The following is a 23,073-nucleotide window of genomic DNA, read 5'->3' as shown; positions in this document are numbered from 1 at the left end:
GTCGAGCTGATCACCCCGATCGCCATGGAAGAGAAGCTCCGCTTCGCCATCCGCGAAGGCGGCCGCACGGTTGGTGCCGGCGTCGTGTCGAAGATCACCGAGTAATCAGCCCCCACGGCTGAAAGACAGAACGGCCCCCGGAGCAATCCGGGGGCCGTTTTTTTTATCTCTCCTCCTGCCGACACTCGCGGACCCAGGATAGGCTGGGCTGATGCGGGCCACAGGCAGGATCATATCTGGACTTGGAACGGCTCTGGGGGCGGCCTCTGTTGTCGTCTTGCTGCATCGCGGGCGGCAACTGGGGCTGGCCGCTCCCCTCCAACTGATGGTCAACTGGTATGAAAGGGCTGTCAATTTTGCGTTCAGTCCCATCACGCCATTCGTCGAGCGGATCGCGGAATCGCTCGGGCGCGATTTCCCGGCCTGGGTGAGCCTGGATCCCGCTTGGCAGCACTCGATTCTACTGGGAGGCATCATGGCCGGCGCGATCGCTCGCGGCTCCGTGAGTATTGAAGGAAGGGTCCTGAGCGCGAGCGTGTTCCTGTGTGGCTTCGGGCAGGCGGTTCTCGGCCCGAGGGGGCAGATCGCCATGTGGCTTGTGTGGGCCGCAGTGCTGGTCGTTCTGGCGCTGGCTGTCCCATCAAGCTGGCGCGGGGCGAGACCCACGTCACGTGAACTTGTTTCGCAGCTTGGTCAGATCGCCAGCATCCTGCTCGCCGTGATCGTCTTCGTCGCCCTGAATGCGGGCTTGGGGGCGGCAGGGCTTTGATGCCGGGTTATCCTCTGATTGACTTCGCAAGGCTGTCGGGTACCGTTGATATTGCGCAGGGTGAGTGGGCGTCACACGGCGGGCCCCGGTTCGACCGGCGCCACCATCACGGCGGGGGACTCGGTGAAGCACGAACTGCTCAAGGCCTTGAACGACGCGCTCCTCAAGGCGTTTGAATCGTTCGGTTCCGACATCGACGAAGTTCGTGAACTCAGTCAACACCAAACCATGGACGGCTGGAAAAAGTCGCGAATGGTCAAGGCTGGCAGCCTCGCCGCGCCAGCGGTGGTCGGGGGACCGGTCGGACTGGCCTTGCTGATCCCGGAACTGATCCTGCTGATGCGGTTCTTGCGAAACTCGGCTCTGGGCGTGGGTTATATTCAGAGGGGCGCGGCAGCGGTCGAGGACTTTCCCGCGATCATGTTGTGGGCATCAGAGCAGCCGGCGGACCGCAAGGCCCTGATCGGCTCTGCGAGCGCCTCTGCAAAGGTCATGGCGGCCAAGCTCGGCGCAGTCACCGTGGGTCCGGCTGCCAGCGCGAAGCTGCTGGCGTCTGCAGTCACCACCCAGATTGCGGCAATGTCGCACACGACGATCAACACGCTGGCGGCCAAGAAGGGGTCGGCTTGGCTGGCCAAGATCTTGCTGGGGCCGACCCTGGGCCGGTTCGTGCCTTTCATCGGGGCCGCAGTCGGTGCCGGAGCGAATGCCTTCATCACGCACAAGATGGTCGAGGCGGCGGCGGCCTACTACCAGTTCCTGGACGAGGTCGCCCGGGAGGCTGATCTGGGCTGATCGCGCTGCCTGCTCGCCGGATAGGTGACGCAAGGCGGTTAACACCGCGCCTGACGGGGGCGATAGCTTGCGCGGAAGGGGCAACCGGTGCCTACGTTCGGATCAGGAACGTTAGGGATTTGGTAACATTGCGCCGCTCGCTTCATATCGGGATCTTCATCGGCACCCTGCTGGGGGCGGCGGCCTGTGCCGTGATTCCGGCGGATGCGCCCCAATCGGCAGCGGTGGCCAACAACCCCATGGCGGGAATGGTCAAAGCACCGTATTAGGGAAATGCGGATGCCCCTTGTCGCGCCGCGACGCACTGTCTCCCCTGAATGTTAGCCCTCTCTATCGTCGTCGTTCTGCTCCTCGTGGTGCTCAACGGCCTGTTCGCCATGACCGAGCTCGCGGTCGTCTCCTCGCGGAAGGCCAAGCTCCAGAGCCGGGCGGAGCGGGGCGATCGCGGGGCAAAGGCCGCCCTGAAACTGGCCGAGGACCCGACCCACTTCCTGTCGGCCGTCCAGGTGGGCATCACCCTGATCGGCATTCTGGCGGGTGCCTATGGTCAGGCGGCCATTGCGGGCGAGCTGAACCAGCTGCTCGAGGCCTCGATCCCGTCGCTGGCGGCGTATTCCGAGGTCTTCTCGACGGCCCTCGTCGTCATCTTCATCACCTATATCTCGGTGATCGTCGGCGAACTGGTGCCCAAGCGGCTGGCGCTGATCTTCCCCGAATCGATCGCTGCCCTGACCGCCGGCCCGATCTCGTCGCTGGCCATTGTGCTCAAGCCCTTCGTCGTCGTGCTGACGGCCTCGACCTCGGGCATTCTCAAGCTGATCGGGGTCAAGGACCGCGACGGCACCGATGTCACCCAGGAAGAGGTCGAGACCATCCTGGCCGAGGGCACCTCGGCCGGCCTGATCGAGCCTGAGGAACAGGTGATGATCGAGGAGATCCTGCGCCTCGGCGACCGTCCCATCCGCGTGGCCATGACGGCCCGCCACGAGGTCTTCTGGATCGCGCTGGACGAGGAGGAGGGGGCCCTGCGCGAAGAGGTTCGCACCTGTCCCTATTCCCGGATCGTGGTGGCCCGCGACAGCGACGTCGATAATCCGCTGGGCGTGGTCCACAAGAAGGACCTGCTGGACAGCCTGCTCGACAATGGCGAGTTCAATGTCGAGAAGCTGGTCCAGGTGCCGGCCTTCATCCCCCAGTCGACCTCGGTGCTGAAGGCGCTGGAGATCATGAAGGGCTCGCGCGTCCACATGGCCTTCATCGTCGATGAGTACGGCGCCTTCGAAGGGGTGGTGACGGCCACCGACCTGCTGGAAATGATCGCGGGCGACTTCAACGAAAGCCACGACGAGCCCAATGCCTATGTGACCCAGCGCGCTGACGGCAGCTGGCTGGTCGACGGCCGCACCGACCTGGACGAGCTGTCGGACCATCTGGGCGAGATGTTCGGCGAGAACGAGAGCTTCCACACGGTGGCCGGTCTGGTCCTGCACGAGCTGTCGCGCGTGCCCTCCGAGGGCGAGGTGCTGCAGTTGGGTCGGTTTGAGGTCGAGATCGTCGACATGGACGACCGCCGTATCGACAAGCTCATATTCCGGGCCGTGATTGCTGCCGAACAGGCCGTCGACGACTCGGATACCGACTAGGGCCGCGGGACGGGCAGGGGCCTTGCCGTCCGGCACGGCGAATGCCCGCTTGAAATGCATGGCGCGCTGGGGCATACGCCCCTTCTGGTCAAGACCGCGCGCCGATGGGTCCGCCCACGGCGCGTTGTTCATTGTCCGGGCCACAGGAGTGTAGCTCAGCTGGTAGAGCATCGGTCTCCAAAACCGAGGGCCGGGGGTTCGAGTCCCTCCACTCCTGCCACTTCCCCCCTGTTACCGCCGCCTGGCAATGCCCATGTGGGGGTGACAGACCCAGAGTTTTGAAGAGACAGCAGATGGCCAAGGCGAAAACACCGGGTGGACGCCGCACGGCGGGGGCAACCCCGGCCGGTGCGCAGACCGTGTCGGTCGATACCCCGGCGCCGAAGAAGCGGACCTCGCCGGTCCAGTTCTTCTCCCAGGTGCAGGCCGAGGGCCGCAAGATCGTGTGGCCCAGCCGCAAGGAGACCTGGATCACCTCGGTGATGGTCTTCATCATGGTGCTGCTGGCTGCTGCCTTCTTCTTCGTGGTCGATTTCGGCCTGAGCGCGATCTCCCAGCGCATTCTCGCCATCGGCTCCTGAGGATATCGATATGACCGACGCCGCACCGGCCGCCGCGCCCGCCAATCCCCGCCACAAGTGGTACATCGTCCACGCCTATTCGAACTTCGAAAAGAAGGTGGCCCAGCACCTGGAAGACCAGGCGCGCCAGCAGGGACTGAGCGACTATTTCTCGGAAATCCTCGTGCCGGCCGAAGAGGTCGTCGAGGTCCGTCGCGGCCGCAAGGTCAATTCGGAACGCAAATTCATGCCCGGCTATGTGCTGGTGAAGATGGAGCTGACCGACGAGGCCTATCACCTGGTCAAGAACACGCCCAAGGTCACCGGCTTCCTCGGCGCCCAGGGCGGCACCAAGCCGCTGCCGGTCTCGGAGCGTGAGATCCAGAACATCATCGGCACCTCGGAAGAGGGCGTCGAGCGGCCCAAGCCCAAGATCCACTTCGACATCGGCGAGACCGTGAAGGTCGTCGACGGCCCGTTCGCCAGCTTCGACGGCCAGGTCGAGAGCATCGACGAGGACAACGCCCGCCTGCGCGTCGCCGTGTCCATCTTCGGCCGCCCGACCCCGGTCGACCTGGAATACAACCAGGTGGAAAAGGTCGCGGGCTAGGGCTCACTGCCGGTTTGCCAATCGGTGCGCCGTCCGCTATAGGCGCGCCTCCCTCCGGCTTCGGGCGGGGGGTAAATCCGTGGGAGGTTGCCATACCGCACCACGGCTCATCCGCCGGGATTGATTTCCCCGCTTCATAGGAGAGACCAATGGCCAAGAAGATTCTCGGCTATATCAAGCTGCAGGTGCCCGCGGGCTCCGCCACGCCGTCGCCCCCGATCGGGCCGGCGCTCGGTCAGCGCGGCGTGAACATCATGGGCTTCTGCAAGGAGTTCAACGCGCGCACCGAGAAGGAAGCCAAGGGCACCCCGCTTCCGACCGTCATCACCGTCTATCAGGACAAGAGCTTCACCTTCGTCACCAAGACGCCGCCGGCGACCTGGTATCTGAAGGAAGCGGCCAAGCTGAAGTCGGGCGCCAAGGCGACCGGCCGCGAGACCGTCGGCAAGATCACCCGCACCCAGCTGCGCGAGATCGCCGAAAAGAAGATGAAGGACCTGAACGCCAACGACATCGAGGCCGCGGCCAAGATCATCGAAGGTTCTGCCCGCGCCATGGGCCTCAACGTGGTGGAGGCCTAAGCCATGACCAAGCAAACCAAGCGCATCAAGGCCTGGACCGGCGACCGCACGAACGCCCTGCCGTTCGATGAAGCCATCAAGATGGTCAAGGACAACGCCAAGGCCAAGTTCGACGAGTCGATCGAGATCGCCGTCAACCTGGGTGTCGATCCGCGTCACGCTGACCAGCAGGTCCGCGGCGTGGTCAACCTGCCGTCGGGCACGGGCCGTGACGTCCGCGTCGCCGTCTTCGCCAAGGACGCCAAGGCCGAGGAAGCCAGGGCCGCCGGTGCCGAGCACGTCGGTGCCGAGGACCTGTACGAGAAGATCAACGGCGGCTTCATGGACTTTGACCGCGTGATCGCCTCGCCGGACATGATGGCCCTCGTCGGCCGTCTGGGTAAGGTGCTGGGCCCGCGCGGCCTGATGCCGAACCCCAAGGTCGGCACCGTGACCCCGAACGTCGCCCAGGCCGTCAAGGACGCCAAGGGCGGTGCGGTCGAGTTCCGCGTCGAGAAGGCGGGCATCGTCCACGCCGGCATCGGCAAGGCCTCGTTCGCCCAGGACGCTCTGGAAGCTAACGTCAAGGCGATGGTCGACGCGCTCGTCCGTGCCAGGCCGTCGGGCGCCAAGGGCACCTACGTCAAGCAGATCAGCCTGTCCTCGACCATGGGACCGGGCGTCAAGGTGGACCCGGCCTCGCTGGGCGCCTGATCCGCACGGATCGCTGACGACAGAAACGGGGGCAGTGGGCGACCACTGCCCCTTTTTCGTGCGGCGCGCCCTGTCACGCGCCCGGGGCATTGATTTTTCCGACCGGACCTGTATGAAGCGCGCCTTGATCGGGCCTTCGGGTCTGATCTGCCTGTCCGAGAACTTCGGGGCGAGGGGGTCACCTTCGCCATAAACGTCAGAGAGCCCTCTGGCACCGTGGGGAGATGGGGATGCAGACGTCGCCCTCCGGCCTGCGCTCGCGCGGCTGGCATGGCCTCGGAACTTCCTTCGGACAATACGACCGGCCCCCACGTCTCGCGGCGACGCGATCGTATGGGCCATCCGTCGTCGGGAATAAGCCCGGCGGCGAACGACTGACTGGAGACCGCAATGGACCGCGCACAAAAGGCCGAGTCGATCGAGACGCTGAAGGGCGTGTTCGCCGACGCCGGCGCCGTGGTCGTGACCCACAACCTGGGTCTGACCGTTGCGGACATGGAAGACCTGCGTGGCCGCCTCCGCAAGGAAGGCGGCGCGTTCAAGGTGATCAAGAACCGTCTGGCGCTCAAGGCCCTCGAGGCCGAGGAAGGCAGCGACTACCACGGCCTGTTCAAGGGTCCGGTGGGCATTGCCTATGCCGACGACGCCGTCACGGCGGCCAAGGTCACCGCTGAATTCGCCAAGGGCAACGACAAGTTCGTCGTTCTGGGCGGCTTCATGGGCGACAAGGTTCTGGACGCGAAGGGCGTGGAGACTCTCTCCAAGCTGCCGTCGCTGGATCAGATCCGTGGCTCGCTGCTGGGACTGCTCAACGCGCCTGCGACCAAGATCGCCGGTGTCGTCCAGGCCCCGGCCGGCCAGCTGGCTCGCGTGTTCAACGCGTACGCGACCAAGGACGCCGCCTGAGCGCCTGCTCTTTCATCTCTGCAACCTCTCTACTGAACCCCTATCCTCCGAAGGAAAATCCAAATGGCCGATCTCGCCAAAATCGTTGAAGACCTGTCCGCCCTGACCGTTCTGGAAGCCGCCGAGCTGTCCAAGATGCTCGAAGAGAAGTGGGGCGTCTCGGCTGCCGCTCCGGTCGCCATGGCCATGCCCGCCGGCGGTGGTGCCGGTGGTGACGCCGCTCCGGCCGGCGAAGAGCAAACCGAGTTCACCGTCGTCCTGACCGACGGCGGCGACAAGAAGATCAACGTCATCAAGGAAGTCCGTGGCGTGCGTTCGGACCTGGGTCTGAAGGAAGCCAAGGACCTGGTCGAAGGCGCTCCGCAGAACGTCGTCGAAAACGTCTCGAAGCAACAAGCCGAAGAGATCAAGAAGAAGCTGGAAGAAGCCGGCGCCAAGGTCCAGATCAAGTAATCTGGCGCGTCAGCGACCTCTTCTCGAACGGCCCCGGTGGATCTCCGCCGGGGCCGTTTCCTTTTTGGTTGCCCCCTCAGGGATGGTCTGGACAATCCCGGCGCGAGCCCGCCAAATCCTCCTCTGACAAACAGGGGGAATCCATCATGTCGATCCGGTCCATGGCGCAGGCCACTGTCCTGGCCTCACTGCTGCTGGCGAGCTGCTCCGGACAGGAGGAGGCCAGCGGGTCCGCTACGCCGGCGCCTGAACCCGCGCCTGCGGTCGAAACGCCCGCCCTGCACGAAGGGCCGCTGACCCAGGACGCGGCCGTGGGTCTGTTCGACGGCCTGCCGATGGACTGCAAGCCGATCGCCTCGCTCAAATATGAAATGCACCAGTGCGACGTGAAGCGCGGCGTGGCCGAGGGCGACGCACCGCTGGTCGAGTCCCTGCGCAGCATGCATGCGGAACTGGCCGCCCTGTCCCCGGCGGATGCCCAGGCCCGATGCGGGGTCCTCTATGCCGAGTTGCAGGCGACACCCAAGCCCCGGGCCTGCTGGTAGCACGCCCGGGCTCCGGCCCGCCTCAGTCGCGCAGTGGCGTCAGGATGTCGCCCATCCGGTCGCGCGTACCGGGCACCCGCTCCAGCCGCGGATAGCGCAGCCCGCCGTGGTAATCGATCTCCAGGGTGCGGCTGCCCTGGGCATTGCGGACCTCCAGCACGAGGGGGTCCGGCGACGACTTGGCGGCCGTGATCGCATCCGACAGCACCTGGGCACTGGCGCGCTCGCCATTGACCGATACCAGGGTCCAGCCGGCGCCGATACCGGCCTCGAAGATCGGGCTGCCCCATTGCACGCCGACGATCCGGTTGCCGCCCGCCAGATAGAAGCCCAGCGAATAGAGGTAGTCGCCGGGCCCGCTGCCGTTGATGCGGGTTTCAACCTCGGTCGGGCTGTCGGTGTAGACGAGGCGGTATCCGCTGCGCTCGATGCCGTCCAGCGGCGCCCGCGCGTCCGGTCCCACGGCGTCCAGACGGTTGCGCAGGAAGGTCGCCCAGTCATAGGGCGCCACGGTGTTCAGCGCCGTCACGATGTCGTCGAAGGTGTAGGGCGTCGCCGTCCACGAGCCGTCGTCGATCCCGAAGAACAGGGCGGCGAAGTCGTTCAGCGACTTCTGCTCGCCGGTCATCTCGCGGATCAGGGTGTCGACATCCAGCCAGATCAGCGCCGACTCCCGATAGTAGTCACCCGTGCCCCGCATCCACGACGGCCAGGGGCTGGACGCGCGATAGCCCAGCAGATTGTTGTTGGTCGTGTCCTGCAGCGCGCGCCACTCGCGCCCGGCCTGGTTCTCGTAGAAGGCCGCGATGCCGGCGAACGAGGCCAGCACCTCCTCCTTGGTGCCCAGGCCCGACCGGGCGGTCAGCACATCGCCCCAGTACTCCGTCTGGCCCTCATAGACCCACAGCAGGGTGTTCTGCACCGGCACGTTGAAGTTGGGGGTCAGCTGGTCGCTGGGGCGCCGGAACTTGCCGTTCCAGGAGTGGACGAACTCGTGCGGCAGCAGGGCGCGGGTGCCGTAGTTGTCGTCCCACCCGGCGCCGAAGAAGTTGGGCGGGGCGGTGTTCTCGCTCGACCGGTGGTGCTCCAGCCCGATGCCGCCCATCTCGCGGGTCATGCCCAGCAGGAACTCATAGCGATCAAAGTGGCGCGAGCCGAACAGCAGCTCGGCCTCATCGACCAGCGCCTCATAGGCCGCCAGCTGCTCGGGCGTCGGGGCGATGTTCTCGGGCCGGTCAGCCACGATGTGCAGGGTGACCGGCGAGCGGCCGCCCGGATCCAGGTCATAGGACTTGTAGTTGGCACCGGCGAACATCGGGCTATCGGCCAGGGTCTCCAGGCTGACAGGGGCAAAGGTGGCCACCCCGTCCTCGAACGACACCGTGTCCATGGCCACGCCATACTGCCAGCCCTCCGGCAGGCGGATCGACGGCGCAAAGGTGATGCGGCTGTGGCGATAGCCCGCTGGATACATGAGGGCCTTTTCCCACTGCAGGTTCAGCATCGACGAGGCCATCACCACCCGCCAGTTGCTGCTGTCCGGCTGGGTCAGCCACTGGAACTCGACCACGATCTCGTCGACGCCCTCCGGCACCTCGATGTGGAAGGCATAGGGGTCGATGGTGTCGCGCAGCCATTCGATGCGCTCGCCGTCGCCTTGGATCGTCACCCCGGCAATCAGCTGGATGGGTCCGGTCGGGGCATGATTGCCCGGCAGGAATTTCGGATACAGCAGCGTCATCGGTCCGGCGCTGACGGGAATCGTCTGGCGCACGCTGACGATCTTGCGGTCGATGTCGGTGGCGTCGACCTCGTAACGGATCACTCCCGGATAGGCCTGATCGACCGGTGCCGGGATTTCCGGCAGGGCGCGGGGCAGGGCAGGGGTGCCCACCTGGGCGAGGGCCGGGGCCGCCAGACCCAGGCTGAGGGCAAGGGCCAGGGCGGAGGCGGTCAGACGAAGGCGCATGGGTCACTCGCAGATCAGGAAAGGGTCGGGTGCAGTTCGGACCACCGCGCGCGCCGGGTCAACCCCGTCACCGTCAAGGTGCGGGCATTCGCCTCGCATCATCTTTACCCAGGGTGATCTTGGCAGGGCCGGACAGGCGGGCTAGGCCATCAGCCAACACCTCTCAGGGAGAAAACGACATGGCTGATCTGGCTTCCGTCACCGAACACATCCGCGCCGCCGTCGGCGAGAACTCCGGCCTGGGCAAGACCGTCAAGCTGGACCTGATGGACAAGGGGACCATCTTCATCGACGGGGCCTCGGTGCCGAACACGGTGACCAATGAAGACAAGCCCGCCGACGCCACCGTCACCATGGCGTGGGACGACTTCATGGCCCTTTCGGAAGGCAAGCTCGACCCCATGATGGCCTTCATGCAGGGCAAGCTGAAGATCACCGGCGACATGATGATCGCCCAGAAGCTGGCTCCGCTGCTGAAGCGCTGATTGTTTGCGTTCTCCCTCCCCTTGATGGGGAGGGATGTCGGCGCGAAGCGACGACAGGGTGGGGAAAACCGGTTCCGCACCGCCGGCGCCCGGCTTCAGCGTCCCCCACCCGGTCGCTTCGCGACCACCCTCCCCACAAGGGGGAGGGAGAAGGAGACCTCTCCATGGAATTCCAGCACAGCGAAAAGGCCCTTCACTGGCAGGAGCGCGTCCGCCGCTTTCTCGATGACAAGGTGCTGCCGCGCGAGGCGGAATACTGGGCCCAGGTGCACGAGGATTCGAACCGCCAGCCCCCGGTCATGGATGAGCTGAAGGCTGCCGCCCGCGAGGCCGGCCTCTGGAACATGTTCCTGCCCGGCGAGCACGGCTCGGGCCTGACCAATCTGGAATACGCCCCGCTGGCCGAGATGATGGGCCGCCATCTGTGGACGGCCGAGGTGTTCAACTGCAACGCCCCCGACACCGGCAATATGGAAGTGCTCCATATGTACGGCGATGCAGCCCAGCAGGAGCGGTGGCTCAAGCCCCTGATGGCCGGCGAGATCCGCTCGGCCTTCCTGATGACCGAGCCGGCGGTGGCCTCGTCCGACGCCACCAATATCGAGACCCGCATCGAGCGCGACGGCGACCACTATGTGATCAACGGCCGCAAATGGTGGTCGACCAATATGGGCCATCCGAACGTCGCCGTGACCATCGTCATGGGCAAGACCGACCCCGACGCCGCCATCCACGCCCAGCAATCGCAGATCCTCGTGCCCGTCGACACGCCCGGTTTCCGCGTCGAGCGCATGCTGTCGGTGTTCGGCTATGACGAAAAGCCGATCGGCCACGCCGAGGTGGTGCTCGAAAACGTTCGCGTGCCGGTCGAGAACCTGATCGCGGGCGAGGGGCGCGGCTTCGAGATCGCCCAGGGCCGTCTGGGGCCGGGCCGTATCCACCACTGTATGCGCGTCATCGGCATGGCCGAGCGGGCGCTGGAGCTGATGTGCGAGCGTCTGCTGGCGCGGACGGCCTTCCGCAAGGCCATCGGCGAACATTCGGTCTGGGAACAGCGCGTCGCCGAGGCGCGGACCAATATCGAGATGTGCCGCCTGCTGGTGCTGAAGGCCGCCTGGATGATGGACAATGCGGGCAACAAGGCCGCGCGTTCCGAGATTGCCCAGATCAAGGTCGCCGCGCCGCGCATGGCGCTCAAGGTCATCGACGACGCCATCCAGGCCTTCGGCGGCGCGGGCGTCTCGTCCGACATGCCGCTGGCCGAGATGTACGCCATGGTGCGCACGCTGCGGATCGCGGACGGCCCGGACGAGGTCCACAACCGCACCATCGCCCGTCTGGAATATGCCAAACACGGCGGTCGCCCGGTTCGCTGAGAACACGGCGTTTTTGCGGCAACGTCTGCGGGGCTGATACGTTAGGCCGACTCGTGTCGGGCTGGTGGGGCTCGATCCCGCCCGCCCGGACCCGGAGATGCCCATGAACGCGCCCGCCCCCGTTCAGGACCAGAGCGCCCGCGACGTCGCGGCCTATCTGGCCTCGCGCCGCGTCATGCCCGAGCTGGCCAGGGGGTTGTCGGCCGAGGACCTCCAGGCCCAGTCCATGCCGGACTGCAGCCCGGGCAAATGGCATCTGGCGCACACGACCTGGTTCTATGAGGCCATGATCCTCGGCCGCGACCCGGACTATCGGCCCTACGATCCCGTCTGGTTCACCCTGTTCAACTCCTACTATGACGGCGTGGGTGAGCGGATCACCCGCGACGCCCGCAGCCGCATGACCCGCCCGTCGCTCGACGACGTGATGGACTACCGACGCGAGATCGACCGGCGGATGGTCGACCGCCTGCGTGCGGGGCTGACGGACGGGGAGGGGCGCTACCTTCTCGTGCTGGGTCGCCATCACGAGCAGCAGCATCAGGAGCTGTTCCTGATGGACATCCTGAACCTGATGGCCTGCTCGCCGATTGACCCGGCGGCCTATGAGACCGAGCCGGGCTGGCGCACGGCCGCGCCCCCGCGCGGCGGGTGGGAAGCGTTCGAGGGCGGCCTTGTCACGCTCGGCCACGACGACGCCGGCTTCGCCTTCGACAACGAGGGCCCGGCGCACGAGGTGAACCTCCAGCCTTATGAGCTCGCCCGCGATCTGGTCACCAACGGCCAGTGGCTGGAGTTCATGGCCGACGGCGGCTACCGCCGCCCCGAACTGTGGCTGTCGGACGGCTGGGCCACGGTCGGGGAAGAGAACTGGCAGGCGCCCCTCTACTGGCGCGAGGAGGGCGATGGTCGCTGGTCGGTCATGACCCTGACCGGCCGCCGCCCGGTGGATCCCGAGGCCCCGGTCTGTCACATCAGCCAGTATGAGGCCGACGCCTTTGCCCGCTGGGCCGGCGCCCGCCTGCCGACCGAGGCGGAATGGGAGCACGCCGCCCGCACGCGCCCCGAGGCCTTCTCAGGCCTCGACGGTCAGGTCTGGCAGCATACCGCCAGCGCCTACGCCCCCTATCCCGGTTTCCGCGCCACCCCCGGCACCGCGGGCGAGTACAACGGCAAGTTCATGGCCAATCAGGGCGTGCTGCGCGGCTCGTGCTTCGCCACCCCGCCCGACCATCGCCGCCTGACCTACCGCAACTTCTATTATCCGCATCAGCGCTGGGCCTTCGCGGGCCTCAGGCTGGCGCGCGACCCTGACCCCCAGACCGGAGCCCGGATGCCCCTGACCGAAGAGACCGCACAATTCAGGGCCGATCTGATCGAAGGTCTCTCGAAACCGCAAAAGTCGCTGTCGCCGAAATGGCTGTACGACGCCGCCGGCTCGGACCTGTTCGAGGACATCACCCGCGTCACCGAATACTATCCGACCCGTCAGGAGACGGCCCTGCTGCGCGCCATGGCGCCGGACATCGCCCGCTTCATGGGGGACAATGCCGTGCTGGTCGAGTTCGGCTCCGGCGCCAGCGAGAAGACCCGCATCGTGCTCGACCAGGCCCCGGGCGTCGCCACCTATATGCCCATCGACATCAGCACCGATGCGCTCGATGCCGCCACCGACCGCATCCGCGAGGCTTATCCTGATCTAGAGGTCAGCCCCGTGGCCGGTGACTTTCTCGATCTGCCGCCCCTGCCGGAGCTGGGACGCGGCCCGCGCACCGGCTTCTTCCCCGGTTCGACCATCGGCAATCTGACGCAGGATCAGGCGGTCCATTTCCTGACCTCGGCGCACGAGCGTCTGGCGCCCGGCTCGCGCTTCATTCTCGGCGTGGATCTGGTGAAGTCGCCCGAGGTTCTGGTCGCCGCCTATGACGATGCCGAAGGGGTGACGGCTGCCTTCAATCTCAATCTGCTGGAGCGCGCCAATCGCGATCTGGACGCGGATTTCGACCTCGACGCCTTCGCGCACCGGGCGGTGTGGAACGCCGACCGCTCACGGATGGAGATGCATCTGGTGTCGCTGGCGGATCAGACGGTCACCATCGACGGCACGCGTCATCGCTTTCTGGAGGGGGAGACCCTTCACACCGAAAGCTCGCGGAAATTCACGCGCGAGGCGGTGGTCGAACTGGTGGAGCAGGCGGGGTGGAAACTGGTCGACTGGCGTCAGTCGGACGAGCCCGCGGTGGCCCTCGCCCTGTTGCAGGGCTGAGGGCAGGGGCCGGCGCCTATTTGGGCGTGGCGGTCGCGGTTTCTTCGGTCCGGCGGCTGCCGTGAGAGGCTTCACCGCCCTTGCGGCCGGCCTGGGCGGCCAGCGCCCGGTCCTGGGAAAAGCTGCGTTTTTCGCTCGGCACGCTGGCGCCGCCCTTGCGAGCGATGGCGCGCTGGCGTTCCGGGTCCATCGACGCAAAGCCGCGCTTGGACACTCCGGAGGCGCGAACGGGGGGCTTGGCCTCGGCCATGGCATTGACCTTTCTGACAAATCGAAAACTGTGCAGAAAGAACCCCGTGGCCCCCGTCCGGTTCCCCCTAGGGTGGCGTGCGACGATCCGACTCAGCGGGCCGCGCGAGCCCCTGTCCGGAGAGCGCCCGGTCCGAGACAAAGGGGTTGCTGCGCCGCTCGGCGCCGAAGGTCGAATGCGGTCCGTGCCCGGGCACAAAGGTTACGTCATCCCCCAGCGGCCACAGCTTGGTGACGATGCTGTTAACCAGCGCCTGCGGGTCGCTTTTCGGAAAGTCGGTGCGTCCGACCGAGCCCTGGAACAATACATCGCCGACCTGGGCGAAGCGCGCCTGCTCGCAATAGAAGATGACATGGCCCGGCGTATGGCCCGGCGTCCGGAACACCGCCCAGCGGGTCTCGCCCAGCGTCAGTTCGTCGCCCTCGTCCAGCCAGCGATCGGGGGTGAAGCTGCGGGCCTCGGGCAGGCCATAGATACGGCCCTGGTCGGGGATGCCGTCGATCCAGAACTGGTCGTCCGGGTGCGGGCCGATGATCGGCGCTCCCGACAGTTCGTGCAGCTCGGCCGCCCCGCCGGCATGGTCCAGATGGCCGTGGGTGATCCAGATCTGCTCCAGCGTCAGGCCGCGCCGACGGATTTCGTCCATGATGATCGGCCCGGAGGCGCCCGGATCGATCACCGCCGCGATCTTCGTCGCCGTACACCAGACGACGGTACAGTTCTGCTGCAGGGGCGTGACCGGACAGATGAACAGGCCGAGGGGGGAGGAGGGGGTGCTCATCGCTCTGACATAGGCTGCCGCCCGCCGCCTGTGAACCATCGCCGGGTCGCAGCGCGCGTTGACCTTTGGCGGCGTTCTCGACATAAGGGCGGGCTTCGAGGTGCCGCTCCACAAAGGGCGGCCCTATTTGCTTGTCCCACCATGCGCGCGATCTCCTGACGGTCGCGCCCCCAGAACGTCAGATCGTCCATGCAAGTCGTTGAAAAGTCCGCCGCCGGCCTCAGCCGCGTGATCGAGGTCACCGTTCCCGCCGCCGAGCTGAACGAAAAGCTGGACGCGCGTATCAAGGAAGTGGCGCCCCAGATGAAGCTGAAGGGCTTCCGCCCCGGCAAGGTGCCCGCCTCCCACGTGCGCAAGGCCTATGGCCGCGACCTCATGGGCGAGATCGTCAACACCACCCTCAATGAGTCGAGCCAGAAGGCGCTGGAAGAGGCCAAGGTCCGTCCGGCCGCCCCGGCCGAAATGAAGCTGACCAGCGACATGGACAAGGTCGTCGCCGGTGAAGCCGACCTCGCCTATGAAATGTCGCTCGAGGTGATGCCCGAGTTCACCCCCGTCGACCCCAAGACGCTCAAGCTGGAGCGCCCGGTCTATGAAGCGACCGACGCCGACATCGACGAAACCCTCAAGGAACTGGCCTCGCAATCCAAGTCGTACGAGGACAAGACCGGCAAGACGGTCAAGGCTGCCGACGGCGACCAGCTGACCATCGACTTCGTCGGCAAGATCGACGGCGAGGCCTTCGAGGGCGGCTCCGCCACCGACGCCGATCTGGTGATCGGTTCGGGCCGCTTCATCCCCGGCTTCGAAGAGCAGCTGAAGGGCGCCAAGGTCGGCGACGAAAAGGTCGTCGAGGTCACCTTCCCGGAGGACTATCAGGCCGCTCACCTGGCCGGTAAGGCCGCGACCTTCGACGTGACCGTCAAGGCCATCAAGGCCGAGGCCGAAACGAAGATCGACGACGACTTCGCCAAGCGCCTGGGTCTGGAAGACCTCGAGAAGCTGAAGAGCATCCTCAAGGACAACCTGAACCAGCAGTACACCAACGCCGCCCGCTTCAAGCTGAAACGCGCCCTTCTGGACCAGCTGGACGAGGGTCACAGCTTCGACCTGCCGCCCAAGATGGTCGAGGCCGAGTTCGACGGCATCTGGCGTCAGGTCGAGGCCGACAAGGAAGCCGGCCGCCTGCCGGAAGAAGACGCCAGGAAGTCCGACAAGAAGCTCAAGGAAGAGTACCGCAAGATCGCCGAGCGCCGCGTGCGCCTGGGTCTGGTGCTCGCCGAGATCGGCCGCGCCAACAATGTCGGCGTCACCGATCAGGAGCTGAACAACGCCCTGATGGCCGAGGCCCGCAACTATCCGGGTCAGGAGCGTCAGGTGCTGGACTTCTACCGCCAGAACCCCGAGGCCGCCGCCCAGATGCGCGCTCCCATCTACGAGGAGAAGGTCTGCGAACTGATCTTCAACCAGGCGGAAATGACCGACAAGCCCATCAGCAAGGACGAGCTGATGAAGGAAGACGAAGAGGCCTGATCGCCTCTTCCCGACCGACCCTCAACGCCCGGCCGCAACTCCTGCGCCGGGCGTTTTGCTGTCCGCTCCCCGGGATTGCCGTTATCCGGGTTTCGGCTACAGTCGTCCCGACATACGGGAGGGGCTGTCCATGTCTGCCATCGTGCTTGCGCTGAGCGTCGCCTTGATGGCCCAGGATCCTGCGCCACAGGATCCGGCAAGGCAGGATCCCGTACGCCCCGTCACCGTCGAAGGGGTCACCGTCGAGGGCCGGCAGCAGAGCGCCCGCGAGCGCGCCATCCCCTTTGTGCGCGAGATCATTGCTCCGGCCCGCCGCAGCGAGCCGGCCCGGTGGGCCGAACCTGTCTGCGTGCAGGTCCTGAACCTGGAGGGAGAGGCGGCCCGCTACATGGCCGACCGGGTCGCCACCGTGGCGTCAGACGTCGGACTGCGGGTCGAGGAGGGGGGCTGCGAGCCCAACATCCTGATCGCGCTCACGGACGATAGCGACCGGATGGCCCATGACCTTGTCGATGCCCGCAGACGACAATTCGTTCTGGGCTCGGCCGGCACCGACCGGGGGCGCGAGGCCCTCGCGGCCTTCCAGGCCTCCGACGCGCCCGTGCGCTGGTGGCACGTCAGCCTGCCGGTCGACATCTATACCGGCCGCGCCACGGTGCGGCTCCCGGGGCAGCCGCCTTTCTCCTTCCCTCCGCAAGGCATCACCAAACCGTCGGACCTCGGCGAATACGGCCAGGTCGTTGCAGGATCGCGCCTCCTCAACCACAGCCAGAACAACCTCCAGCAGGTCATCATCATCGTGGATGTGGCGCGGGCCGAGGGCACGGGCCTGATCGAACTGACCGATTACGTGGCCATGGTGGCGCTGGCCCAGATCGATCCCGATGCAGAGATTGGCGGCTACGACACCATCCTCAACCTGTTCACCGACGGTGCGGTCCATCCGCCCTATATGACGGACTGGGACTGGGCCTTCCTCACGGGCCTGTATACCGACGAGGTGCTCAGCTCCCGCGGCGTCGGCACCATCGCAGACGGTATGGCCCGCGAGGTCGTGACCCCCGCTGCGCCCTCCGAACCGGAGTGACACGCAACGACCCGTCTCCTCCCCATCCGGGATAGGGAGGGGGACCCTGCGACCCGAAGGGCAGCGCGTAGCCTGAGGCCTTGGCGAAGCAGGGTGGAGGGGGCAGCACCGTCGCCGGCCCCTACACCGGCACCGACACCGACTTCGACCAGACCTGGGCCGAGGTGACGGCGACGGCCGCGGGGCGGGTGCGGATGCTGACGTAAGTCTCCTCCCTATCGAAGATGGGGAGGGGGACCGCCGAAGGCGGTGGAGGGGTTCTTCACCGCGCACGCCGCCCAGAACCCCTCCGTCACGTCGGCTTCGCCGCCGCGCCACCTCCCCAACTTCGTCAGGGAGGAGACGGGTGTTGCGATGACCGCCCCCGAATTCCCCCGCCCTTTCAACACCCTCGCCCTTTCCCGACCCGACTTCCTCGCCTCAGCCCGGGGCCGTGCAAACCTCTCCCCGTCTCCGCCGCAGGAGAGGCGCCTCGGGACCCAGGCACTGAAGCGGCGGCGGGGGCCGGTCGAGCGGGACTGCCCGGGGCGAAACCCCGGGGTCCGGGGCGTTTCTGGACGCTCCGCCCGTCGCGGGCCGAGAGACTGGGGCCTGCTGTCGAACCGGGACAGGCGAGGTCGGGACCGCAAGCTTTTCGGCGCCCCGACTCCCGGCTGAAGAGACAGTCCCCCCAGGCGCTCGCGTGAACCGACCGGGGCGGCGCCAGGCTTGGGGCCGAAAATCACACACGCTCCCTGCGGCGAAAGCACGGGAGCACACGGTTCCGGGCCCCCGGCCCACGCGCCGCCCGCCTCTCCATCTCCTCTGCCCACCGGGCGAGAGGCGCTTTCGGCTGCCTTGCTACGCATCGGCGACATTACGGCGTTGTAATGCCCGTTCCGGTGGCGACGGGATTATGGGCAAGGGACGTTTGACGACAGGGCCTGCGAGGCCTGATCCCGTACGGAGTCTTCCATGCTGGCCGCTACCGCCCTTGCCGCCCTGCTGGCTACGGCCACCCCCCAGGATCCGCCGGTTCAGGACCCCGCCGGTCAGGACCCGACCGGCACCCGGGTCGAGGATATCGTCGTCCTCGGTCGACCGCTGGACGAAGCGGCGCGCGACTTCGTCTACAGCCTCACCGTGCCCGCGCGGGGCCGGGGCCTCGCCCGCTGGCGTGACACCGTCTGCGTCGGCGTTGTCAATCTGCGGGGCGAGGCAGCACAGTATCTGGCCGACGTCATCTCGACCCGGGCCGAGGACCTGGGGCTGGAGATCGGCGCGCCCGGTTGTTCGCCCAATGTCATCATCACCTTTGCCGACGACGGCGCCGGGATGGCCCGGGCCATGGTCGAGGCCGAGCCTGCCGCTTTCCGCGTCGGCGGATCGGGCATGGACCTCGGGCGGACCGCGCTGGGCCGCTTTCAGGAAGGCGACGCCCCCGTGCGCTGGTGGCACATGGCCCTGCCGATCCACGCCGAGTCCGGGCGGATCGCCGTGCGTATTCCGGGCGAGGTCGACAATGAGGGCAATCCCTCGGCGCCGACACTCAGCACCTTCGGTTCCATGCTGACCACCAGCATCCGGGACGATCTGAACAAGGTCGTTGTCATCGTCGATGTGGACGGCGTTGCCCACCTGACAGGTCCCCAGCTGGCGGATTATCTGTCGATGGTCGCGCTGGCCCAGATCGACCCGCGCGGCGAGATCGAGGGCTTCCCGACCATTCTGAATGTTCTGGACGATCCGGCTGTCGCCGACAGCATGACCGACTGGGATCTGGCCTTCCTCAGGGCCCTGTACCGGGACGACCGCGCCCTGCGCCGCAATCCGGCGGTTCTGGCCTCGGGCATCGCCTCGGATCTGGCGCGGACGCTCAAGGCCGAGCCTGTTAACGACGATGCGGAACCGGCCGGCGATTGACGCGCCTTGCGCCGGGCCGTCCGGGTCGCGATATTCCGGGTCTCAAACGGGCTGGACCGCCGAGTCGGGCCCCCTCGCATCCAAGAAGGCCTTCATGCGCGATCCCATCGATTACATCCAAAGCAACCTCGTCCCCATGGTGGTCGAGCAGTCCAGCCGGGGTGAGCGCGCGTTCGACATCTTCTCGCGTCTGCTGCGCGAGCGCATCATCTTCCTGACCGGCCCGTTCGAGGACGGCATGGCCAGCCTGATCTGCGCCCAGCTGCTGTATCTGGAATCGGAAAACCCGAAGAAGGAAATCAGCATGTACATCAACAGCCCCGGCGGTCAGGTGACCTCGGCGCTCGCGATCTACGACACCATGCAGTACATCAAGTCGCCGGTCTCGACGGTGGTCATGGGCATGGCCGCCTCGGCCGGTTCGCTGATCCTGACGGCCGGTGAAGCGGGCCACCGCATCGCCCTGCCGAACGCCCGCATCATGGTGCACCAGCCCTCGGGCGGCTTCCGCGGCACGGCTTCGGACATCGAGCGCCACGCCGAGGACATCATCAAGACCAAGCGCCGGCTGAACGAAATCTACGTCCACCACACCGGCCGCACCTATGAGGAAGTCGAAAAGACCCTCGACCGCGACCACTTCATGAGCGCGGACGAGGCCAAGTCCTGGGGCATCGTCGATCACGTCTACGACCGGCGCCAGCAGGCTGATGACGACGGGATCAAGACCGTCTAGAGTTGAGCATCACAACCGCCGGGGTCCGTAGGGGGCCACCGGCATGGAGGGCGGCATGATCGGTTCCCTGTTTGCGGCAAGTCTGGCGCTGACCGCCCTCCAGGATCCCGTGACGCCGCCCCCGTCTGCGGCCCAGGACCCGACCGTCTATCGTCTCGAGGAGATCGTGGTCGAGGGCACCCGGCTCGAGGAACGCACGGCGGAATACGTCCGCGAGGTGGCCGCGCCGGCCCGCGGTCGCGGCCCCGCCCGTTGGCGTCAGGGCGTCTGCGTCGGGGCGGCCAACTTCGACCCCGAAGTTGCGCAGTATCTGGTCGATCGCGTCTCCGACGTCGCGCGCGATCTGGGGCTGAGCGCCGGCCAGCCGGGCTGCCAGCCCAGCATCCTGATCATCGGCACGACCGACGGCGCCAGCTTCACCCGCGACTTCGTCGAGATGCGCCCGCGGCTGTTCGTCGTCGGCGGCGGGGGCATGGACCGGGGCCGAAATGCGCTCGAGGACTTCATGTCCTCGGATCGCCCCGTCCGCTGGTGGCACGTCAGCATGCCGACCGACTCCGAAACGGGCGAACGTGCGGTGCGCCTCCCGGGGGACCATGTCGGCAGCTACGATCGGGCGATCGACGTGCTCGGCTACGCCCCCCAGGTCAGCGTGACTGTCGCCTCTCGTATCCAGTCCTCGATCGAGGACACGATGAAGCGCTCCTTCGTCATCATCGATGTCGACAAACTGGGCGGCGTCTCGCTGGAGCAACTGGGCGACTACGTGGCCATGGTCGCCCTCGTCCAGGTCAATCCCGACGCCGACACCAGCCGCTATGAGACCATCCTCAATCTGTTCGAGGCCCCGGACAGCATTGCCGGCCTGTCCGGCTGGGACCGCGCCTATATGGACGGCATGTACGCGGTGCGCCCCGGTCGGGTCAGCACCATGGTCCAGGTCCAGACCATCACCCAGGCCATTGTCGCCGCCTATCGCAATCAGCCGGAGGGGGCGGAGGACTAGACCTCAGGGCTTCTGCCGGAACCGGCGAAAGCCGGGGTGGGCGGCGCGCGCCAGCATCTCGGCATCGCCCGAGGTATCGCCATAGGCCGCTTCCAGCTCGGCCTCCGGGCCATAGGCACGGATCAGGCGCTCGACCTTTTCCTGCCCGCGGCAGTTCTCGCCGACGAAGGCCCCGGTGACCCGGCCCTCCGCGTCCAGCGCCAGCTCGGTCCCGATCAGGGCTTCGGCGCCCAGCCGCCGGGCAAAGGGCGCGACCGTCAGGGCGGGCGAGGCCGTCACAATCACCCGGTGCGCGCCCTTCCGGCCCCAGTCTTCCCAGCAGGCCAGGGCATCGGGTCGCATGAAGCGGTCCCAGATCGCGTCCGCAAACCGCTCGGCCTCGACGGACAGCTGGTCGGCCGGAACACCCTTCAGGAACCGTTCGACGGCAGCTGCCTTGATCCGCCCCCTGTCCCGGTCGACCAGATAGCGCGCCGTGGCGGGGGCAAGGCTCGCCAGTCCGGTCCACCAGCCGACCGCTCCCTCCCGCCAGCGCAGGAAGGCGGTGAAGCTGTCGGCCACGGTCAGGGTGCCGTCAAAGTCGAAGGCGACGAGCGGTCCGGCGGAAGGGGGGGCTGGGGGCAGGGGTCTGGTCCGGGGCTGGCGATGGGGGCAGGCGATGCCTATGTCAGAACTTCGCCTTGATAAAGGATCAGGCTCAATTCCGTGATCGTCCCCAATCTGTCTGGTCGGATGGGGTTGTCGCTTCGCCCCGGATAGGGGATTGTCAATTTTTGAAGACCTTCGGACCTAGGCTTTCGGAATCAGGTTCGCAGGAAGCGCGGACTCCGGATTTCGGGTTCGTGGGAGTGAGAAGGGTCGATGACCAAAGCCGCCGGTACAGACGCTAAAAGCACGCTCTATTGCTCGTTTTGCGGCAAGAGCCAGCACGAGGTCCGCAAGCTGATTGCCGGGCCGACCGTGTTCATCTGCGATGAATGCGTCGAACTGTGCATGGATATCATCCGCGAAGAGCACAAGATCGGCTTCGTGAAGGCCAAGGACGGCGTGCCCACGCCACGCGAAATCCGCGAGGTTCTGGACGACTACGTCATCGGTCAGTCGCACGCCAAGAAGGTGCTCTCGGTCGCGGTGCACAACCACTACAAGCGCCTGAACCACGCGACGAAGAACAACGACGTCGAACTGGCCAAGTCCAACATCATGCTGATCGGGCCGACCGGCTCAGGCAAGACGCTGCTGGCCCAGACGCTGGCGCGTATCATCGACGTGCCCTTCACCATGGCCGACGCCACGACCCTGACCGAAGCCGGTTATGTGGGCGAGGACGTCGAGAACATCATCCTGAAACTGCTCCAGGCCTCGGACTACAACGTCGAGCGGGCCCAGCGCGGCATCGTCTACATCGACGAGATCGACAAGATTTCGCGCAAGTCGGACAATCCCTCGATCACCCGCGACGTCTCGGGTGAGGGCGTCCAGCAGGCCCTGCTGAAGATCATGGAAGGCACCGTCGCCTCTGTGCCGCCGCAGGGGGGCCGCAAGCATCCGCAGCAGGAGTTCCTGCAGGTCGACACCGCCAATATCCTGTTCATCGTCGGCGGCGCCTTCGCCGGCCTGGAAAAGGTCATCTCGGCGCGCGGCGAGGGGGCCTCGATCGGCTTCGGCGCCAAGGTCAAGGAAATCGACGAGCGCCGCACCGGTGACATCCTCAAGGGGGTCGAGCCCGACGACCTGATGCGCTTTGGCCTGATCCCCGAGTTCATCGGCCGTCTGCCGGTTCTGGCGACCCTGGAGGATCTGGACGAGGAAGCGCTGGTCACCATCCTGACCCAGCCCAAGAACGCCCTGGTCAAGCAGTACAAGCGCCTGTTCGAGATGGAAAATGTCGAACTGACCTTCACCGATGACGCGCTCACCGCCGTCGCCGGCAAGGCCATCAAGCGCAAGACCGGCGCCCGGGGCCTGCGCTCCATCCTCGAAGGCATCCTGCTGGAGACCATGTTCGAACTGCCCACCTTCGAGGGCGTCGAGGAAGTGGTCGTCAACGCCGAGGTCATCGAGGGCAAGGCCCAGCCGCTGCTGATCTACGCCGACAAGAAGAAAAAGGCCGAGGGCGCCGCCTGA

Annotated in this window: 26 protein-coding genes and 1 tRNA gene; 23 read left to right on the top strand and 4 right to left on the bottom strand. The window is 66.4% G+C overall.

The window, feature by feature from the left end; translation table 11 throughout:
* From J7346_RS12235 to J7346_RS12175, 13 genes are all read left to right on the top strand, one after another.
* A partial coding sequence (locus tag J7346_RS12235) for a hypothetical protein (protein ID WP_209120257.1) occupies window positions 1–105 on the top strand: 105 nt, incomplete at its 5' end.
* A 106-nt stretch (window positions 106–211) separates the two neighbouring features.
* Window positions 212–769, top strand: a complete 558-nt coding sequence (locus tag J7346_RS12230; RefSeq protein WP_209120247.1) for a hypothetical protein — start codon at window positions 212–214, stop codon at window positions 767–769.
* A 123-nt stretch (window positions 770–892) separates the two neighbouring features.
* Window positions 893–1,564, top strand: a complete 672-nt coding sequence (locus J7346_RS12225) for a hypothetical protein (RefSeq protein WP_209120246.1) — start codon at window positions 893–895, stop codon at window positions 1,562–1,564.
* 128 nt (window positions 1,565–1,692) lie between these two features.
* Window positions 1,693–1,833, top strand: a complete 141-nt coding sequence (locus J7346_RS12220; RefSeq protein ID WP_209120244.1) for a hypothetical protein — start codon at window positions 1,693–1,695, stop codon at window positions 1,831–1,833.
* Window positions 1,834–1,881: 48 nt separating this feature from the next.
* Entirely contained in the window at window positions 1,882–3,207 is a 1,326-nt protein-coding gene (locus tag J7346_RS12215; protein WP_209120242.1) for a hemolysin family protein, read from the top strand.
* Between the two features lie 144 nt (window positions 3,208–3,351).
* Window positions 3,352–3,427, top strand: a tRNA-Trp gene (locus tag J7346_RS12210).
* A gap of 73 nt (window positions 3,428–3,500) precedes the next feature.
* Entirely contained in the window at window positions 3,501–3,788 is a 288-nt protein-coding gene (secE, locus tag J7346_RS12205; protein WP_209120241.1) for a preprotein translocase subunit SecE, read from the top strand.
* A 10-nt stretch (window positions 3,789–3,798) separates the two neighbouring features.
* Window positions 3,799–4,377 (top strand): transcription termination/antitermination protein NusG, encoded by a 579-nt coding sequence (gene nusG / locus J7346_RS12200; RefSeq protein ID WP_209120239.1) that lies wholly within the window; start codon window positions 3,799–3,801, stop codon window positions 4,375–4,377.
* Window positions 4,378–4,526: 149 nt separating this feature from the next.
* Window positions 4,527–4,958 carry a 50S ribosomal protein L11 gene (rplK, locus tag J7346_RS12195; RefSeq protein ID WP_209120237.1) on the top strand — a complete coding sequence of 144 codons (432 nt, stop codon included), beginning with the start codon at window positions 4,527–4,529 and terminating at the stop codon, window positions 4,956–4,958.
* Window positions 4,959–4,961: 3 nt separating this feature from the next.
* Window positions 4,962–5,651, top strand: a complete 690-nt coding sequence (gene rplA / locus J7346_RS12190) for a 50S ribosomal protein L1 (protein WP_209120235.1) — start codon at window positions 4,962–4,964, stop codon at window positions 5,649–5,651.
* Between the two features lie 390 nt (window positions 5,652–6,041).
* Complete coding sequence (gene rplJ, locus J7346_RS12185; protein WP_209120233.1) at window positions 6,042–6,557, top strand: 50S ribosomal protein L10; 516 nt, start codon at window positions 6,042–6,044, stop codon at window positions 6,555–6,557.
* A 63-nt stretch (window positions 6,558–6,620) separates the two neighbouring features.
* Complete coding sequence (gene rplL / locus J7346_RS12180; protein ID WP_209120231.1) at window positions 6,621–7,010, top strand: 50S ribosomal protein L7/L12; 390 nt, start codon at window positions 6,621–6,623, stop codon at window positions 7,008–7,010.
* A gap of 146 nt (window positions 7,011–7,156) precedes the next feature.
* A complete protein-coding gene (locus tag J7346_RS12175) occupies window positions 7,157–7,555 on the top strand; it encodes a hypothetical protein (RefSeq protein ID WP_209120230.1) in 399 nt (132 codons plus the stop codon).
* A gap of 22 nt (window positions 7,556–7,577) precedes the next feature.
* Here J7346_RS12175 and J7346_RS12170 read toward each other — a convergent pair whose 3' ends face one another.
* Complete coding sequence (locus J7346_RS12170; protein ID WP_209120228.1) at window positions 7,578–9,524, bottom strand: M61 family metallopeptidase; 1,947 nt, start codon at window positions 9,522–9,524, stop codon at window positions 7,578–7,580.
* A 179-nt stretch (window positions 9,525–9,703) separates the two neighbouring features.
* Between J7346_RS12170 and J7346_RS12165 the strand changes: the two genes are divergently transcribed.
* The 3 genes from J7346_RS12165 to egtB all read left to right on the top strand — a co-directional run bounded on the left by J7346_RS12165 (window position 9,704) and on the right by egtB (window position 13,651).
* Window positions 9,704–10,009 carry an SCP2 sterol-binding domain-containing protein gene (locus J7346_RS12165; RefSeq protein WP_209120227.1) on the top strand — a complete coding sequence of 102 codons (306 nt, stop codon included), beginning with the start codon at window positions 9,704–9,706 and terminating at the stop codon, window positions 10,007–10,009.
* A 164-nt stretch (window positions 10,010–10,173) separates the two neighbouring features.
* Window positions 10,174–11,385 (top strand): acyl-CoA dehydrogenase family protein, encoded by a 1,212-nt coding sequence (locus tag J7346_RS12160; RefSeq protein WP_209120225.1) that lies wholly within the window; start codon window positions 10,174–10,176, stop codon window positions 11,383–11,385.
* A 103-nt stretch (window positions 11,386–11,488) separates the two neighbouring features.
* A complete protein-coding gene (egtB, locus tag J7346_RS12155) occupies window positions 11,489–13,651 on the top strand; it encodes an ergothioneine biosynthesis protein EgtB (RefSeq protein ID WP_209120224.1) in 2,163 nt (720 codons plus the stop codon).
* A gap of 16 nt (window positions 13,652–13,667) precedes the next feature.
* Here the strand turns inward: egtB and J7346_RS12150 are convergent, their stop codons facing one another.
* Window positions 13,668–13,901 (bottom strand): general stress protein, encoded by a 234-nt coding sequence (locus J7346_RS12150; protein ID WP_209120219.1) that lies wholly within the window; start codon window positions 13,899–13,901, stop codon window positions 13,668–13,670.
* Between the two features lie 67 nt (window positions 13,902–13,968).
* Complete coding sequence (locus J7346_RS12145; protein ID WP_209120218.1) at window positions 13,969–14,682, bottom strand: MBL fold metallo-hydrolase; 714 nt, start codon at window positions 14,680–14,682, stop codon at window positions 13,969–13,971.
* Between the two features lie 189 nt (window positions 14,683–14,871).
* Here J7346_RS12145 and tig point away from each other — a divergent pair, with 189 nt between their 5' ends.
* The 6 genes from tig (at window position 14,872) to J7346_RS12120 (ending at window position 20,946) form a co-directional block, all read left to right on the top strand.
* On the top strand, window positions 14,872–16,215 hold the full coding sequence (gene tig, locus J7346_RS12140) for a trigger factor (RefSeq protein WP_209120216.1): 1,344 nt from the start codon (window positions 14,872–14,874) through the stop codon (window positions 16,213–16,215).
* Window positions 16,216–16,345: 130 nt separating this feature from the next.
* On the top strand, window positions 16,346–17,302 hold the full coding sequence (locus J7346_RS12135; protein WP_209120212.1) for a hypothetical protein: 957 nt from the start codon (window positions 16,346–16,348) through the stop codon (window positions 17,300–17,302).
* A gap of 80 nt (window positions 17,303–17,382) precedes the next feature.
* Window positions 17,383–17,508 (top strand): hypothetical protein, encoded by a 126-nt coding sequence (locus J7346_RS15150; protein ID WP_280636517.1) that lies wholly within the window; start codon window positions 17,383–17,385, stop codon window positions 17,506–17,508.
* A 748-nt stretch (window positions 17,509–18,256) separates the two neighbouring features.
* On the top strand, window positions 18,257–19,204 hold the full coding sequence (locus tag J7346_RS12130) for a hypothetical protein (protein ID WP_209120209.1): 948 nt from the start codon (window positions 18,257–18,259) through the stop codon (window positions 19,202–19,204).
* A gap of 94 nt (window positions 19,205–19,298) precedes the next feature.
* Window positions 19,299–19,940, top strand: a complete 642-nt coding sequence (locus J7346_RS12125) for an ATP-dependent Clp protease proteolytic subunit (protein ID WP_209120207.1) — start codon at window positions 19,299–19,301, stop codon at window positions 19,938–19,940.
* A 55-nt stretch (window positions 19,941–19,995) separates the two neighbouring features.
* Window positions 19,996–20,946, top strand: a complete 951-nt coding sequence (locus J7346_RS12120) for a hypothetical protein (RefSeq protein WP_209120205.1) — start codon at window positions 19,996–19,998, stop codon at window positions 20,944–20,946.
* 3 nt (window positions 20,947–20,949) lie between these two features.
* Here J7346_RS12120 and J7346_RS12115 read toward each other — a convergent pair whose 3' ends face one another.
* The gene (locus J7346_RS12115) at window positions 20,950–21,570 is read right to left on the bottom strand and encodes an HAD-IB family hydrolase (protein WP_209120256.1); all 621 of its coding nucleotides are present in this window, start codon (window positions 21,568–21,570) and stop codon (window positions 20,950–20,952) included.
* A 237-nt stretch (window positions 21,571–21,807) separates the two neighbouring features.
* Between J7346_RS12115 and clpX the strand changes: the two genes are divergently transcribed.
* Window positions 21,808–23,073: an ATP-dependent Clp protease ATP-binding subunit ClpX gene (gene clpX, locus J7346_RS12110; protein WP_209120197.1), complete on the top strand. Its 1,266-nt coding sequence runs from the start codon at window positions 21,808–21,810 to the stop codon at window positions 23,071–23,073.

The sequence above is a fragment of the Brevundimonas sp. A19_0 genome, from assembly GCF_017744255.1.
Taxonomy (GTDB): domain Bacteria; phylum Pseudomonadota; class Alphaproteobacteria; order Caulobacterales; family Caulobacteraceae; genus Brevundimonas.
Note: the sequence above shows the minus strand (reverse complement) of the source record. Positions and strands in the feature narration are given on the sequence as shown.